The 15,129-nt window shown below is 57.8% G+C and carries 14 protein-coding genes and 1 other RNA gene; 8 read left to right on the forward strand and 7 right to left on the reverse strand.

The features are described from left to right. Nucleotides 1-2: 2 nt before the first annotated feature. Both EA20_RS0104830 and EA20_RS0104835 read right to left on the reverse strand, forming a co-directional pair. Nucleotides 3-983: a D-threonate 4-phosphate dehydrogenase gene (locus EA20_RS0104830; protein WP_024965758.1), complete on the reverse strand. Its 981-nt coding sequence runs from the start codon at nt 981-983 to the stop codon at nt 3-5. Further along, nucleotides 976-2,283 carry a four-carbon acid sugar kinase family protein gene (locus tag EA20_RS0104835; protein WP_024965759.1) on the reverse strand — a complete coding sequence of 436 codons (1,308 nt, stop codon included), beginning with the start codon at nt 2,281-2,283 and terminating at the stop codon, nt 976-978. Before EA20_RS0104835 ends, EA20_RS0104830 begins: the two co-directional genes overlap by 8 nt. Nucleotides 2,284-2,492: 209 nt before the next feature. On the opposite strand from EA20_RS0104835, the gene EA20_RS0104840 reads away from it, so the two are divergent. The 5 genes from EA20_RS0104840 (at nt 2,493) to EA20_RS0104860 (ending at nt 8,426) form a co-directional block, all read left to right on the forward strand. Next, nucleotides 2,493-3,641, forward strand: a complete 1,149-nt coding sequence (locus EA20_RS0104840; RefSeq protein ID WP_024965760.1) for an iron-containing alcohol dehydrogenase — start codon at nt 2,493-2,495, stop codon at nt 3,639-3,641. A 17-nt stretch (nt 3,642-3,658) separates the two neighbouring features. Beyond that, complete coding sequence (locus EA20_RS0104845; protein ID WP_024965761.1) at nt 3,659-4,543, forward strand: dihydrodipicolinate synthase family protein; 885 nt, start codon at nt 3,659-3,661, stop codon at nt 4,541-4,543. Nucleotides 4,544-4,593: 50 nt separating this feature from the next. After that, entirely contained in the window at nt 4,594-5,544 is a 951-nt protein-coding gene (locus EA20_RS0104850) for a phosphoglycerate dehydrogenase (protein WP_024965762.1), read from the forward strand. A gap of 84 nt (nt 5,545-5,628) precedes the next feature. Then, on the forward strand, nt 5,629-6,948 hold the full coding sequence (locus tag EA20_RS0104855; RefSeq protein ID WP_024965763.1) for an MFS transporter: 1,320 nt from the start codon (nt 5,629-5,631) through the stop codon (nt 6,946-6,948). A 131-nt stretch (nt 6,949-7,079) separates the two neighbouring features. Then, entirely contained in the window at nt 7,080-8,426 is a 1,347-nt protein-coding gene (locus EA20_RS0104860; protein WP_024965764.1) for an Nramp family divalent metal transporter, read from the forward strand. Nucleotides 8,427-8,501: 75 nt separating this feature from the next. Here the strand turns inward: EA20_RS0104860 and yacL are convergent, their stop codons facing one another. From yacL to EA20_RS0104890, 5 genes are all read right to left on the reverse strand, one after another. Further along, nucleotides 8,502-8,864, reverse strand: coding sequence for a protein YacL (gene yacL / locus EA20_RS0104865; RefSeq protein WP_024965765.1), 363 nt, complete (start codon nt 8,862-8,864; stop codon nt 8,502-8,504). 459 nt (nt 8,865-9,323) lie between these two features. Next, on the reverse strand, nt 9,324-10,526 hold the full coding sequence (ubiI, locus tag EA20_RS0104875) for an FAD-dependent 2-octaprenylphenol hydroxylase (RefSeq protein WP_024965766.1): 1,203 nt from the start codon (nt 10,524-10,526) through the stop codon (nt 9,324-9,326). A gap of 14 nt (nt 10,527-10,540) precedes the next feature. Then, the gene (gene ubiH / locus EA20_RS0104880; RefSeq protein WP_024965767.1) at nt 10,541-11,719 is read right to left on the reverse strand and encodes a 2-octaprenyl-6-methoxyphenyl hydroxylase; all 1,179 of its coding nucleotides are present in this window, start codon (nt 11,717-11,719) and stop codon (nt 10,541-10,543) included. Continuing rightward, on the reverse strand, nt 11,716-13,032 hold the full coding sequence (gene pepP, locus EA20_RS0104885; protein ID WP_024965768.1) for a Xaa-Pro aminopeptidase: 1,317 nt from the start codon (nt 13,030-13,032) through the stop codon (nt 11,716-11,718). Before pepP ends, ubiH begins: the two co-directional genes overlap by 4 nt. Nucleotides 13,033-13,075: 43 nt before the next feature. Further along, nucleotides 13,076-13,654, reverse strand: a complete 579-nt coding sequence (locus EA20_RS0104890) for a YecA family protein (RefSeq protein ID WP_038381486.1) — start codon at nt 13,652-13,654, stop codon at nt 13,076-13,078. Between the two features lie 171 nt (nt 13,655-13,825). On the opposite strand from EA20_RS0104890, the gene zapA reads away from it, so the two are divergent. From zapA to EA20_RS0104900, 3 genes are all read left to right on the forward strand, one after another. After that, nucleotides 13,826-14,155, forward strand: a complete 330-nt coding sequence (zapA, locus tag EA20_RS0104895) for a cell division protein ZapA (protein WP_024965770.1) — start codon at nt 13,826-13,828, stop codon at nt 14,153-14,155. A gap of 41 nt (nt 14,156-14,196) precedes the next feature. Then, nucleotides 14,197-14,380: non-coding RNA, 6S RNA (gene ssrS / locus EA20_RS20100), on the forward strand. Nucleotides 14,381-14,478: 98 nt separating this feature from the next. Then, complete coding sequence (locus EA20_RS0104900) at nt 14,479-15,117, forward strand: 5-formyltetrahydrofolate cyclo-ligase (protein WP_051516331.1); 639 nt, start codon at nt 14,479-14,481, stop codon at nt 15,115-15,117. The last annotated feature ends 12 nt before the right edge of the window (nt 15,118-15,129 follow it).

A 15,129-nucleotide genomic window follows, 5' to 3' on the forward strand; every position in this document is an offset into this window, starting at 1 on the left:
CCTTATGCGAGCTGCATAGCTAGCTGAATGGAAATTGCCATGCTCTCAGACTTCGCTTTACCTGTCCAGGCAATATCAAAGGCCGTTCCGTGGTCTGCGGAGGTCCTGATAAACGGCAGTCCGGCGGTGATATTCACCCCATCATAGAAGCCCAGAAGCTTCAGCGGGATATGCCCCTGGTCGTGATACATTGCCACCACGATGTCATACTGTCCCTCATAACACTGCAGGAAAACCGTGTCCGGTGGGCAGGGTCCAGCCACGTTCAGCCCTTTGGCTTTCATCGCTTCCACCGATGGGGCAACAATCTTGATCTCCTCGTCGCCAAACAAGCCATTTTCGCCAGCATGCGGGTTGACGCCTGCGACGGCAATGCGGGGATTTTCAAATCCGACGCGCCTCAGGAAGGTGTCTGCCATGCCGATAACCGTTTCAATGCGCTCGCGGCCCAGCGTGTCCAGGAACTTACGCAGCGCAATATGGGTAGTAACGTGAATGACCTTGAGACGGTCGGTATAGAGCACCATCGCATAGTCTTTGCTGTTGGTGAGCTGCGCCAGCAGCTCCGTGTGTCCCGGATAGATATGCCCGGCAGAGTGCAGCGCTTCTTTGTTCAGCGGCGCGGTAGCGATCGCCTGAACCTCCCCCGCCATGGCCAGCTCTGTCGCGCGTTTTACGCAGCGGTAGGCTAAATCGCCCGCTTCTCTCTGCACAACGCCGGGCTTCAGCGCCTCCGGATCGGCCAGCGGCTCGTCGATGACGTTGATAATGCCTGGCGCAAAATGGGCGTCGCCGATCTTATCCAGCACGCGTAACTCTGCCTGCGGAGTGATGCCCATTGCCATGATGCGGCGCAGCGTACTGGCGCAGCCTACCACTACGGCTGGCGCCCCGGAAAGCTCGCCTTCAGCCAGTGATTTGATGATGATTTCCGGGCCAATGCCCGCCGGGTCGCCCAGGGTAACCGCAATAATTTTACTCACTCGCCTTCTCCTCAATAAAACGAAAAACGTCCACCAGAGTGGTGTCATCACCGAAGCCGCCAGCCTTAGTGAGCACCAGCAGATCGTCTCTTACCTTCAACAGATGGCCATACGGCACGCAGCCAGCCACCTGCCCTTTAATCTGAAAGCCCTCTGCGCCTAAACCTTTAGCGACAGCGATAGCCACATCACCGCCTGAGAGATAGAGAGCGGAGGGGGAAAACGCCTGCAGCAGCTCACGCGTTGAGTCCGCAAGAAAGGCGCAAATCTGGTCGCCCAGCTGCTGGCGGCTCAGGTTATAGCGTTCACAGAGTGCGGTAATTTCCTGCCGCTGGCCGGACTGCTGGCAGGTGCGGATCACGCAGTGCTCCCCGCGCTGCAGGGCGCTCAACGCTCTCTGTCGCCAGCGTCCGGCATCCGGCCAGCCGGTAAAAAGTTGCCGGATATCAACATCAACGACGGTAAAGGGATGATGTGCATCAAGGCTGGCTATCTGCCGTTGCGAGATCTCACTCATCGATCCGATAACAGCCAGCACGGGCGCGCGCCCGATCGCGGGCATCACCACAGGGGCCTCGTGCCCTCCGCCCGACAGAGAAAGACTCAGGGCATCGCTCAGCCCGGCAGCCCCCGCCAGCAAGGGACGCTGAGGAAGTTCTGCTGCCGCTGCCATGATGCGCTGCAGATCTTCTTCACTTTCGGCGTCGATCACGATAAACCGTTCGCCACGCGCTATCGCACTGGCGAGGGCGTGACAGAGATCGGGCTGGCGAACCTGTTGCAAAGAAATCCGCCCGCTGACAAGCCCGCTCTGCTCCGCCAGCCGCTTGCTGACGCTGGCATGAAGGACCGGGGTTTTAGGATCGCTGGCATATTCCGTTTCGGTCAGCAGCACGCCATGGATAAAGCATTGACCGGCTACCGTGGTGCGCCCCAGCTTAGGTACAGCGGGCGCCACCAGTGCAGCAGGCGCCCCGCTGGCAAGCAGCGCTGCTTCAATTTCCGCGCCCGGATTACCGCGCAGCGTGGAGTCCATTTTCTTGAATATCCAGCCCGCCCGGGCGATAGCCTGCCAGCGCTCTACCGCAGACCGGGTCCGTTCAGCCGCTATCCCGCCACTGACAGCCCGGCTGTCGGTGCTAATCGCCCAGACGTCGGCCTGCTCGCCCGCAGCCTGCGTAGCAACGTCAAACAGGACGTTAACGCTTGCGCCCGCTCTGGCAAACCCGCTGCCGGCATCGTTGGCACCGGTAAAGTCATCAGCGACTACCAGCACCGGTGTGCTCCACTGCTGCAACATTTCTTCTCCTGCAATCCTGGCTGAGCGAGAGTCGCCCCGACCTGTTATGATTATATTCAATCACGATTGATTATATGTGAGCAAGATCAAATTAACCGAAATCGATTTGCCCTATAAATTTAGGCACTGCTCGTGAGAACAAGGCGAGTAAATGACAAAATGCAATCACCCGGCACCTTCGGGGCGTGGGCAGAGACAAGGTAAGATGAATGAATATCAACAGCACGGTAATCAGTGGCTATCAGACGCTCAATGATATTGGCTATCTGCTTGAGCATAAACAGCACGTCCTGTTAGTGACGGACAAAAACATTGCCGGGATCCCGGTCGTACAGGCGTTGATCAAACAGATCGGCGCTAAAGTGGCAACGGTCAAACTGATCGATTCCGTGCCGCCAGAACCGAGCCAGCACGATGTCGCCGCTATTCTCGCCACCCTGAACGCCCAGGGCGTTGATATGGTGATCGGCGTAGGTGGCGGCAGCGTCCTGGACGTGGCCAAACTGCTTTCCGTGCTGTGCGTGGAGCAGCCTCCAACGTTGGAAGCGCTGCTGGCGGGTGAAAAACCGCAGAGCCGCACCGCTTCCTTACTGATCCCGACGACGGCAGGCACCGGTTCAGAAGCCACCCCAAACGCGATTCTCGCCATTCCGGAAAAAGAGACCAAGGTCGGGATTATCTCTCCGGTGATGCTGCCTGATTACGTGGTGCTGGCACCCGAGCTGACCACCAGTATGCCTACCCATATCGCCTCCTCCACCGGCATTGATGCGCTGTGCCATTTGATCGAATGCTTTACCGCAACGGTCTCTAATCCGGTCAGCGATAACTATGCGCTGATTGGCCTGAAAAAGCTGTTTACCAGCCTTGAGACGGCGGTGGCCGAACCGCACAACCTGGCGGCACGTCTGGATATGCTTTGGGCCTCTTATTATGGCGGCGCAGCAATTGCCCATGCCGGAACGCATCTGGTGCATGCCATGTCCTATCCGCTCGGCGGCAAATATCACATTCCGCACGGCGTGGCGAATGCCATCCTGCTGGCCTCCTGCATGCGGTTTGTCCGTCCGGCCGCCGTAGCCAAATTCGCTCAGGCATACGATCTAATCCCTCAGGCAGATCTCTCGCTGAGTGAAGAAGAGAAATCTGTCGCGCTGGTGGACTATTTCTCCGCGCTGGTGAAACGGCTGAAGCTCCCTGCCAGCCTGGATGAACTGGGTATCAATGCCGATCATCTGCCCTATCTGGTCGAAGCAGCGCTGGAGGTGCAGCGTCTGATGAAAAATGTTCCGGCTCCGGTCACCGCCAGCGACGTCCGCGACGTCTACCTGACGCTGTTCCCGACCCCGACCCACTAACCGATTACGAGGACACCATGAGCAAAAAAATTACCGGCGTGCTGACCGCTATCGTCACCCCGTTCACTGCGGAAGGTGACTACAACGAACCGGCAATGCGCCAGCAGATTCAGCGTCAGCTGGCGGCAGGCAACGGCATTTTCTGCGGCGGCACCAACGGCGAGTTTTTCGTACTGAATCAGCAGGAAAAGCTGGCCGTCACCCGAACCTGCGTGGAAGAGGTGGCAGGAAAAGCCTTTGTTGTAGCGCACATTGGCGAGATCTCCACCCGTGAAACAATTCGCCTTGGCAGGCAGGTGGCGGCGCTGGGCGTCGATGCCGTGTCAGTCATTACGCCCTGGTTTGTTCCGCTTAAACAGCAAGAGCTGATCGCCCATTACGAAGCGGTGGCAGACGCGCTGGATGTGCCGCTCTTCCTCTACAACATTCCTGCTCGTACAGGCAATACGCTGCAGCCAGACACAGTCCGCAAACTGGCCGCGCACCCGAACATCATCGGCATCAAAGACAGCGCGGGCAGCTATGAAAGCCTGAGCGGCTTCCTGAAGGCGGCAGAAGGCATGGAGAATTTCGACGTGCTCAACGGCCCCGATTCGCTGATTCATCAGGGCTTTGTCGAGGGTTGTTCCGCCTGCATCTCCGGGCTGGCTAACGTCGCCCCCAAAGAAATCAACGCTATCTGGGCGCGCTTCAGCGCCGGGGATATTGAAGGGTCACGCCAGGCGCAGGAGAACGTCACCGGCCTGCGTACCGATCTCTACAGCGTCGCCTTCTCCCCTGCCGCGGTGAAAAAAGCTGTGGCGTTAATGGGCCATGATGTGGGTGAAAGCCGCTATGCCGTGCGCTTCAGCGCTGAAGAAGAACAGCGTATTCGCCAGATCGTTAATCAGTATACCCAATAATTTTGCGCCAGCGCGCAGGCGCTGGCTGCCTGACACCAGGGAACACTCTAATGAAAGTGATCTGTACTTCACCCTCATTCGCTAAATATGACGACCAGCCGATCAGGGATCTGCAGGCGCAGGGATTTGAACTGATCGCCCTGCCTGCCGATGCTCCGCTCAGCGCACTGGCGCCGCATCTGCCCGATACCGTGGCAATGATAGTGGCGTTTACCGAGGTTAACGAGGCGCTGCTGGCGCTGGCGCCGCAGTTGAAGATTGTCTGCAAGCACGGCGTGGGCGTCGACAACATCGACCTGAAGGCTACGCAGGCCAGAGAGATCTTTGTCACCAACGTGCCGGATGCCAACAAGCATGCGGTCGCTGACTTTGCCTTTGCCCTGATCCTCAACGCCGCCCGCCAGATTACCACCGCGGCGACGGAAACCCGGGCGGGCAACTGGCCGCGTATCTTTGCCACCGATGTGTATGGCAAAACGTTAGGGATCATCGGCCTCGGTAACATTGGCAAGCAGGTCGCGCTACGCGCCAGCGGCTTCGCTATGCGAGTTATCGCTTTTGATTTTTACCCGGACGAAAAGTTTGCTGCTGAACACAATATTGAGTTCGTCACCCTGGATGAGCTGACCGCACAGAGTGACTTTATCACGCTGCACACGCCGCTGACCGATGAAACCCGTAACCTGTTTGATGCCGCCCGCATCCGGCAGATGAAGAAGTCGGCGTTTTTGATTAACGTCTCACGCGGCGGCGTAGTCAGCGAAACCGATCTTTATCAGGCGCTGCTAGACAATGTTATTGCCGGTGCCGCAGCCGATGTGTTCGACCATGAGCCTCTGGCGGAACATCCTCTCTTCTCGCTGCCAAACTTTACGCCGACCTCCCATATCGCGGGTTATACCGACGGGGCGATCAGCGCCATTGGCGAGCGCTGCGTGCAGCAGATTATTCACTCTGTTAAGCAGCAGCAGCGTCCGCCAAACGTGATGAATTCGCTTTAACGATCCCGGAGCGCCGTTCCCGCTCCCGGCAAGAAAGCTGAACAACGATTCAGCCAATAATAATCTCTGTACCGGGCTATAACTATGAAGACTCAAGCAGGTAACACCCGTATCCGCTGGTGGATCGCAGGCCTGATGTGGCTGGCGATCGCCATTAACTATATCGACCGTACCGTGCTCTCCGCCGCTGCGCCTCATCTGATTGATGAACTCAGCCTGGATCCGGAGATGATGGGCTTTATCATGGCCGCGTTTTTCTGGTCCTACTCGCTGCTGCAAATTCCGGCAGGCTGGTTTGCTGACCGCTTTGGCCAGAAGAAAGGTCTCGGCCTGGCCGTGGCCTGGTGGTCAATCGCTACCTCAATGATGGGCCTGGCCACCGGCTTCAAATCGCTGCTGGCGCTGCGTCTGGCGCTGGGCGTTGGCGAAGCGGCGGCCTATCCGAGCAATGCCGGGATCACCGCGCGCTGGTTCCCGGACAAAGAGCGGGCAACCGTCTCCGGCCTGTTTGACAGCGCCTCTAAGTTCGGCGGCGCCGTGGCTATGCCGCTGATCGTCTGGATGATCTACATGTTTGACTGGCGTCTGACCTTCCTGATTATTGGGGCGGTCGGCCTGTTCTGGGTTATTGCCTGGTACTTTATCTACTCTGAGAACCCGGAAGAGCACAAGAGCATCAGCCAGCAGGAGGTGCGGCTGATCCGTGACGGTCAGGTGCGCAAGCATGGCGACAAAGGCGTCCGGCCCATGAAGTGGTACAAGCTGCTGCGCTACCGCAATATCTGGGCGATGTGTATTGGCTTCTTTACCATCAACTACACCTCCTACTTCTTTATCACCTGGTTACCAACCTATCTGGTGAAAGAGAAAGGCATGGACTTCATTAAGATGGGGATGATCGCCGCGCTGCCGTTGCTGTGTGGCATGGTGATTGAGGTGATTGCTGGCTGGGCATCTGACCGTATCGTGCATAAAAAGCTCCTGTCGCTGACGGCTACCCGTAAGCTGTTCCTGACCATTGGTCTGCTGATGGCGCTCTGCATCGGTTTCGCGCCGTTCACCGACTCTGTCTTTATGACCGTGCTGCTGCTCTGTATTGCCAAGTCCGGCACTACCGTTGCCGCCTCTCAGGTCTGGGCACTGCCAGGCGACGTAGCGCCGCAGAACAGCGTCTCTATCGTCGCCGGTCTGCAAAATACCGTTTCCAATATGGGCGGCGCTATTGGCCCTATCGTCACCGGAGCTATCGTTGCCGCCACCGGCTCCTTCACCTGGGCACTGGTCTTCTCCGCCGCGCTGGTGGTGGGCGGCATCCTTAACTACCTGTTCCTGCTGGGCAAAGTCGAACCTATCGTGGACCACGAGCAGGTTCATAAACATCAGGCGGTGACCAGCGGAGTCTGATCGCTCCTGAACTGAAATATTCCCCACTACACCCACAGCGCTACTCTGTAGCGCTTTCTTACTTTAACCCCTACCGTGAACGACAAAAGAGCACAATGCCATGCCGTTCACCCTCATAGTGAGGTGTCACCATGAGTACATCGCAACAGGAAGTGAACATCCCGGCGGCCGATCACCAGCTGCCTACCACCGTGCGCGGCTACGTGCGCAGCTTTGGGCCAGGATTAGTGCTGGCCATGACCTTTTTAGGCACCGGCGATCTCGTCGCCTCCACCGTGGCGGGCGCCAACTATGGCTACGATCTGCTCTGGACGCTGGTGATCGCCCTGCTGGCCCGCGGTTTTATGATCTCTTATATCGCCAAATACACGCTGATGAACCGCTTTGGTGATAACGATATCGTGCAGGGTTACAAGCGGGTCTGGCGCGGCTTCCCCCTGTTTTTCGGTATCCTGATCGCCATTGTGGCGCTGGTCGTACAGATGAGTTTTCTGCGCGCGGGCGCGGTGGGTCTCTATCAACTGTTCAATAAGACAGGCGGAGAGAGCTGGGGCGTCTTTTTGTGGAGCGTGGTGATTGTGGCCATCACGCTGCTAATGATGATGACCCGCAATCAGTATCGCCATCTGGAAACACTGGCGCGCATCGCTTCGGTGATCATGATTGGCTCATTCCTGTTTGCGATGTACAAAGTCGGCCATTTTGATTTCAGCGGCTTTATGAACGGGCTGACCTTCGGCCTGCCGGAAAATGCCGGCCCCTTCTTTGCGGTGTTTATCGCCGTCTCCACCATCGGCGCCATCGGAGGATCCACCAGCAATTTGCTCTACCCCGGTTTTATGCGTGATAAGGGCTGGACCGGTCCGAAATACCGTAAGCTTCAGCAGCTCGATCTGCTGTTTGGCATGCTGCCGATGCTGGTGATCAACGTGCTGTTCTGGAGCGTGGCGGCGGAGGTTGTGCATGGTTCCGGCAACACTATCGCGGATGAAAATGACCTGTCGGCCATGATGTCCAGCGTGGTGGGGCCAGCCGGACCTTATCTACTCTGGACCTGCATCTTCCTTGCCAGCTTTACCAGCTTCCCTTCTCAGGCCCGGGGCTTTTGCTCCCTGATTTTCAGCTGCGTGCATCATTCAGGCAAGCTGAGCGAACGGTATGCCACGCCGGACGATAACCCCTGGTTCAAGCGGGTCCAGATTGCGGTCTATATTATTCTGCCGGTGATCGTCACCTTGCCAGGCGCGCCGGATTTAGTGGTGCTGAATATCCTGGGCACCAGCGTGGCGACGTCGCTGGTCCTGCCACCGCTGCTGATTGGGCTGTTTATCATGACCAGCCGCAAATCCTTTATGCTGGCAGGCCAGGCAAACCGTCTCTGGGAGCAGGCGCTGCTGGGGATTATCTCTCTGATTGGTATCTGGTCGACGTTCGAAATTGTGCGCAACTTCTTCCGTCAGATGCTGCATATTCTCTGAGACGCAGGTTTCGGCGCGCTCTGCGCGTAAGCCGTGATAACAGAACAGACAGAGGGCGGCTATCCGCTCCCTGTTTTATCGCCCCTGCAAAAAAGCCCGGTAGGCGGCGATCACCGCCAGGAAATCCTCCACGCCGCAGAAACAGAGGCTCTCTTCGTCATAGTAACTCATGCCTTCTTCCATCTCGTCGCCCTCGACGCTGAGCAGGTTGGCGCGGATAATCACCTCCTCTTCATCCAGCCACAGCGTGTATTCACGGCCAGTACGCTGCCACTGCCGTTCGCTGCCCCGGACGCTGTCGATGGCCGCTTCCACCTCATCAAGTAAAGCGAGATTCCCTTCCACTTCCTCGTTAAACCAGTGACCGACCGCCTCATGTCCCATCGACATGCGCACCTTCACGCTGCCCGTCACGTCTCGCAAAAATTCATATTCCATGGTGAGATCTCCGTACCAGCCCATACGTCTGGTATCCAGCAGATTGAAAAGCGTATTTCTCTATTATCGCAGCCCCACTGGCGAAAAACAGCGATATCAGAGCGGGTTCCGCATGATTTCAGGCTGGCTGCGCGCTTTTAGCGCATTTGTCTGGCTCTGTTTGCATCAGCCGCCCGGAAAGTGAAAACAGTCCGGTCGCGATAAGGTGAGAAGCAGAGCAGAAAGGAATAGCGCGGCGGAAGCGACAAAATGAATTACTGGGTCGCTACAGGCAGATGATAAAGCTAAAGCAAGAGGAACAGGGAAGAGAGTAATGCTTCCCACGTCATGGACGACGCGGGAGCGGGAATCAGAAACGAGGATTCTTGCGCCTTTACGGACTGGCCCGGTTTCCGGGGCCGACGCGTTATTACTCACCTGTAGCGAAATACCGGTTCGCTACAGGTGGTCAAGAGACGCTTAGCGCAGCCACTCGGGCAGATCGTTGAGCCCCATCGCCTGGCGAAGCAGGCGGGGTTTCACGCCGGGGAGCGTATCCGCCAGGCTGATACCGATATCGCGCAGCAGTTTTTTCGCCGGATTAGTGCCGTTAAACAGCTCGCGGAAGCCCTGCATGCCGGCCAGCATCATCGCCGCGCTGTGCTTACGGCTGCGCTCATAGCGACGCAGATAGAGATGCTGCCCGATATCTTTGCCCTGCTGATGCAGGCGCCGGATCTCACCCGTTAACGCGGCGGCATCCATAAAGCCGAGATTGACGCCCTGCCCGGCCAGCGGATGAATGGTGTGCGCGGCATCGCCTACCAGCGCCAGCCGGTGCGCCGCAAAGTTGCGCGCATAGCGGCCCATCAGCGGAAACGTCTGGCGCTCGCTCTCGACCGAACAGAGACCGAGCCGCATATCAAAAGCGACCGAGAGTTGCTGATCGAACAGCGCCTTTGGCATCGACCGCAGGCGCGTCGCTTCCTGGGGCGATACGGACCAGACAATGGAACAGAGATGAGGATCGCTCAGCGGCAGAAAGGCCAGGATACCGTCGCCATGAAACACCTGGCGCGCCACGGCGCCATGCGGCAGTTCGGTCCGGATGTTGGCCACCAGCGCATGGTGTTCATAGTCCCAGAACGCCAGCGGGATATCCGCTTTATTACGCAGCCAGGAGTTGGCGCCGTCAGCGGCCACCATCAGCCTGGCGCTCATCATTGTGCCGTCAGCCAGCGTGACAAAGGCCTCGTTGTCGCCAAAGGCAACCTGCTGTAGCTCCGCCGGTGAGATCAGCGTGATATCGTTAAGTTCGCCAGCTTTTTTCCACAGCGCCTGATGTAGCACGCTGTTTTCAATGATATGCCCGAGATGAGGCAGCCCCTGGTGCGCATCATTGAATTCAATCCGGCCAAAACTGTCCCGATCCCAGACTTCCATACCGTGATAAACGCTGGCGCGCGTCGCCAGTATGGAATTCCACACGTCAAGATGCTGAAGCAGACGCTCGCTGGCAGCATTAATCGCCGAGACCCTCAGCGCGTGAACGGCATCTGTCGCCTGCTCAACCGGCGCTTCACGCTCAAGTACCGCCACCTTCAGCCCGCTGCCGTGCAGCCCACAGGCCACCGCAAGGCCGACCATACCGCCGCCAGCGACGATAACATCATAAGTTTGCATGACTTGCTCTCTCCTTAACGCTCTACCCAGCCCAACGTACGCCCGGCAAGCAAATTACGCATCAGCGGCAGGGAATCCATCGCCATTAACCCCAGATTGCGCCCCACGACCAGCGGCGTATAGCGATTGGCAAACAGTCTGACCAGCGCGTCGGTAAGGCCAATAGTCGCCTGGGCATCGGGCTGCCGGCGCTGCTGATAACGCTGCAAGGTAGCATAACCGCCCACGTCCTGTCCGGTTCGCCAGGCTTCAGCGACCGTTTCCGCCAGCGACATAACGTCGCGCAGACCTAAATTGAACCCCTGTCCCGCGATCGGGTGCAGCGTCTGTGCGGCGTTGCCCACCAGCGCAAGGCGATGGGAGACATGCTGCGATGCCACCTGAAGCTGTAGCGGATAGCTGTGACGCTGACCGACCTGGGTAAAGCGCCCAAGCCGCCAGCCAAACGCCCGCTGAAGCTCGTCAAGAAAGCGTTCGTCGCTCCAGCCATCCACCTGCGCTTTATTTGCCAGCGGATGACACCAGACCAGTGAACTGCGCCCTGCGGACATCGGCAGCAGCGCCAGCGGGCCATGTTCGGTAAAGCGCTCCCATGCCCGGCCCTGATGCGCCTCCGCTGTGGACACGTTCGCGATTACCGCCACCTGCTGATAATCATGATTCTGCCACTGGATGCCACAGGCCGCGGCGACCGTCGAACGGGAACCATCGGCCGCGACCAGTAGCTGGGCCTGGAGCTGCTCTCCACTATCGAGCAACACGCTGACACCGGACGCCGTGCGCTCAACCTCAGCCACTCTCGCCGGGCAGCAAAGCCGGACGCCGGGGGCCTGTTTTAGCCGCGCGAACAGACGCTGTCCCACATCATGCAGCTCTACCACCTGTCCAAGGGCTGAAATACCGTAATCTTCCGCCTTTAACGAAACGAAACCAGCGTGCCCACGATCGCTGACGTGTACGTCCGTAATCGCCGTGGCGCAGGCCTGGAGCACAGGCCAGAGAGTGATTGCGGCGAACTGTTGACGCGTCCCTTCAGCTAAGGCGATGGCACGACCATCGTAGCCGGGATGGGCACGCGTTGCGGGTTCGCTGGCTTCCACCAGCGTCACCGGCACCTTGCCGCCGGTCAGATGCGAGATTGCCAGCGCCAGCGTGGCACCAGCCATTCCTCCGCCTGCAATAATGATGCTCATAGTCGCTTCGCTGCCGCCATCAGGGCTTCAATTTCATCGGGATCTTTCACCACGCTGTCGGTCAGATTTTCGTTGCCCTCAGCGGTGATAAGAATGTCATCCTCAATGCGAATACCGATACCGCGATATTCGGCGGGTACATCGGCATCCGGCGCGATATAGAGGCCCGGTTCAACGGTGATCACCATACCGGGTTCAAGCTGGCGGTCACGATCGCTGCCATAGAAGCCAACGTCATGCACATCCAGCCCCAGCCAGTGGCTCAGGCCGTGCATAAAGAATTGCCGGTGCGCCTGCGCGTCGATCAGCGCATCAACGTCGCCCTCCATGACGCCGAGGTCTACCAGGCCGCTAACCATGATTCTGACCACTTCCGCATTCACTTCACGAATGCTCGTCCCCGGACGAAACAGCGCCAGCGAGCGATTGAGGGAGGCGAGGACAATGTCATAAATGGCGCGTTGTGGCGCGGTAAAGCGGCCATTAACCGGGAAGGTGCGGGTGATATCTCCTGCGTAGCCGCGATATTCACAGCCGGCATCAATCAGCACCAGTTCGCCATCGCGCATCTGAGAGGCGTTTTCGGTGTAGTGCAGGATGCAGCCGTTCTCGCCCGCGCCCACAATGGTGTTGTATGCAGGATAGCGTGCACCGTGGCGGGTAAACTCATGATGAATTTCCCCTTCCAACTGATATTCAAACATGCCCGGGGAACATTTTTCCATGGCGCGGCGATGGGCCAGCGCACTGATGCGCCCCGCTTCACGAAGGATCGCCTGCTCTTCCGGAGATTTGAACAGGCGCATTTCATGTACCCAGGGACGCCAGTCGGTCATCGTGGCGGGCGCGCGCAGATTTTGCCGCGAACCGCGCCGCAAGGTTTCGAGCGCGTCAAACATCAGCCGATCGGCTTCCGGATAGCCGCCCTGCGCATGATAGACCACATCCAGTCCATTCAGCAGCTGAGGGAGCTGCTCGCCAATGTCGCCGTAGGGTAGCGCGCGATCGACCGATAGCGCCTCCGGCGCAGCGTCCTGACCCAGACGACGCCCAAACCAGATTTCCGCCGTCAGATCGCGTACACGATTAAACAGCACGCTGTGGTGGTGATTCTCATCACTTTTAATCAGCACCAGTACGGCTTCCGGCTCGTTAAAGCCGGTGAAATACCAGAAATCGCTGTTCTGCCGGTAGGGATATTCGCTGTCGTTGCTGCGGGTCACTTCCGGGGCAGCGAAGATCACCGCCGCGCTGGCGGGTGCCATTTTCGCTAACAGCGCCTGGCGGCGGCGTAAAAATTCTTGCCGGGTCATCAGCCTCTCCTGAATGCAGTCCTTGTTGGGATCCTGACGTCGCTTAGTGCAGCGTCGGTTTTTTTACTTCCACCGCGGTCGGCTGTTGGTGAGTGAACGTGTCGTGGCAAAGCAGCGCCGCCACGCGAACATACTCAATCACCTCTTCCAGCGACTGCTCAAGTTCTTCCTGATCTTCATCTTCATCATAGCCAAGCTGCGCGATGGTACGCAGATCGTCAATCGCTTCGCCCGTTTCACCTTTCACTTTATCCAGCTTAGGCTGAGAAACCCCCAGGCCTAACAGAAAATGATTCACCCATCCGGCCAGCGCATCGGCGCGATCGAAAACGCTGATGTCATCATCGTCCGGCAGATAGAGCTGAAAAAGGAAGCCCTCCTCCTCCAGCGCATCACCGATGCCCTGATGGAGCTGCTGAAGCGGCTGAGACAGCGACTGAGAAAACGCCATGCCTTCATTCGTCAACTCATGAACCAGCGTCTGCCAGCTGCTGTCTTTGTTGCCGCCGCAGATCATTCCGCTGATCAGGCCGTGCATTTCAGCAGGCGTCATTCCCACGCCCTGCTGCGTCAGTGCTGAAGCCAGCTGGTCGTAGCCCGGCATTGTGTTTGATAGTGACATACGTTTTGGTCGTCGTTGGCTGAGTAAGTTCGTGATATGCTACCACCAGGTGCCTCAACGATTCCAGAAAGGGGTTGTTTCTTCTAATAGGGGTAGTTATAGTTGCGCCCCTCCCAGCCCGGTGTGCGGTTAAGGGTGATTGGCGGCGCAGTAATCAGTCAGGATGGTGGCATGTCTGCACAACCCGTAGATCTTCAAATTTTTGGTCGTTCTTTAAGAGTAAATTGTCCGCCTGAACAGCAAGATGCGCTGAACAGTGCTGCCGAAGACCTTAATCAGCGGTTGCAGGATTTAAAAGTCCGCACTAGAGTCACAAATACCGAGCAGCTGGTTTTTATCGCTGCCCTGAACGTTTGTCACGAGCTGGCGCAGGAAAAAGTCAAAACGCGCGATTATGCCAGCAACATGGAACAGCGTATCCGGATGCTGCAACAGACCATTGAGCAGGCATTGCTTGAGCAAGGTCGCATAACGGAACGTTCAGGACCGAAGTTCGAATAACACGTCATCGTTAACTGTGCTACAGTGACGGTGAAGTAAAAAATTCTCTGAGATGTTTGCAAGCGGGCCAGTCCCCTGAGCCGATATTTCATACCAACAGAGTGTGGCGCTCTGTAACCTGTGAGCATGCTCGGTCCGTCCGAGAAGCCTGATGGTTGCGACGGCACATTCACCTTGAACCAAGGGTTCAAGGGTTACAGCCTGCGGCGGCATCTCGGAGATTCCCTTCTTTACCTTTCTTTTCTCAGCAGTGACCTCTGCCCCAGAGGCTCGACGTTCTCTCCCTGGTATGACACACTTTCAGAAAGCGTTTCCGCGTAATAATGCGGCACCAATTATGCGGATTATTGCTCCACGTAACGGGAGTCATCGTCTTGGATCTGAACCTTCTTGACCGGCAGGATATCCGCACCCAGGTGCGCCATCTCCGCCGTGCCCTGACGCCAGAACAGCAGCAGCAGGCCGCCGTGCAGGCCGCCGGACGCGCACTGAGCTTTGAGCCGGTGCAACAGGCAAAAAAAATCGCGCTGTTTCTCTCTTTTGATGGCGAACTGAATACCCGCCCGCTGATTGAGCGTCTCTGGCAGCGGGAACAGCAGGTTTATCTGCCGGTACTTCATCCTTTCTCGCCAGGCCAACTGCTTTTTATGCGTTACGAAGCTGACACGCCGCTGTCGCCAAACCGTCTGCGTATCCCGGAACCGCCGCTGAATATCCGAAACATGGCCACCTTAAGCGAACTGGACGTGCTGATGGTGCCGCTGGTCGCTTTTGACCGCCAGGGACAGAGGCTGGGAATGGGCGGAGGCTTCTACGATCGCACGCTGCAGAACTGGCAGCAGCACGGCTTTTTGCCGGTGGGGCTGGCGCATGACTGTCAGCAAATCCCACAGCTGCCGGTCGCCGAATGGGATGTTCCCCTGCCCGCGTTAATTACGCCCTCAACGATCTGGCAGTGGTAAGCCGTCCCGCTG

It is taken from the genome of Pantoea sp. IMH, from assembly GCF_000599885.1.
Taxonomy (GTDB): Bacteria; Pseudomonadota; Gammaproteobacteria; order Enterobacterales; family Enterobacteriaceae; genus Erwinia.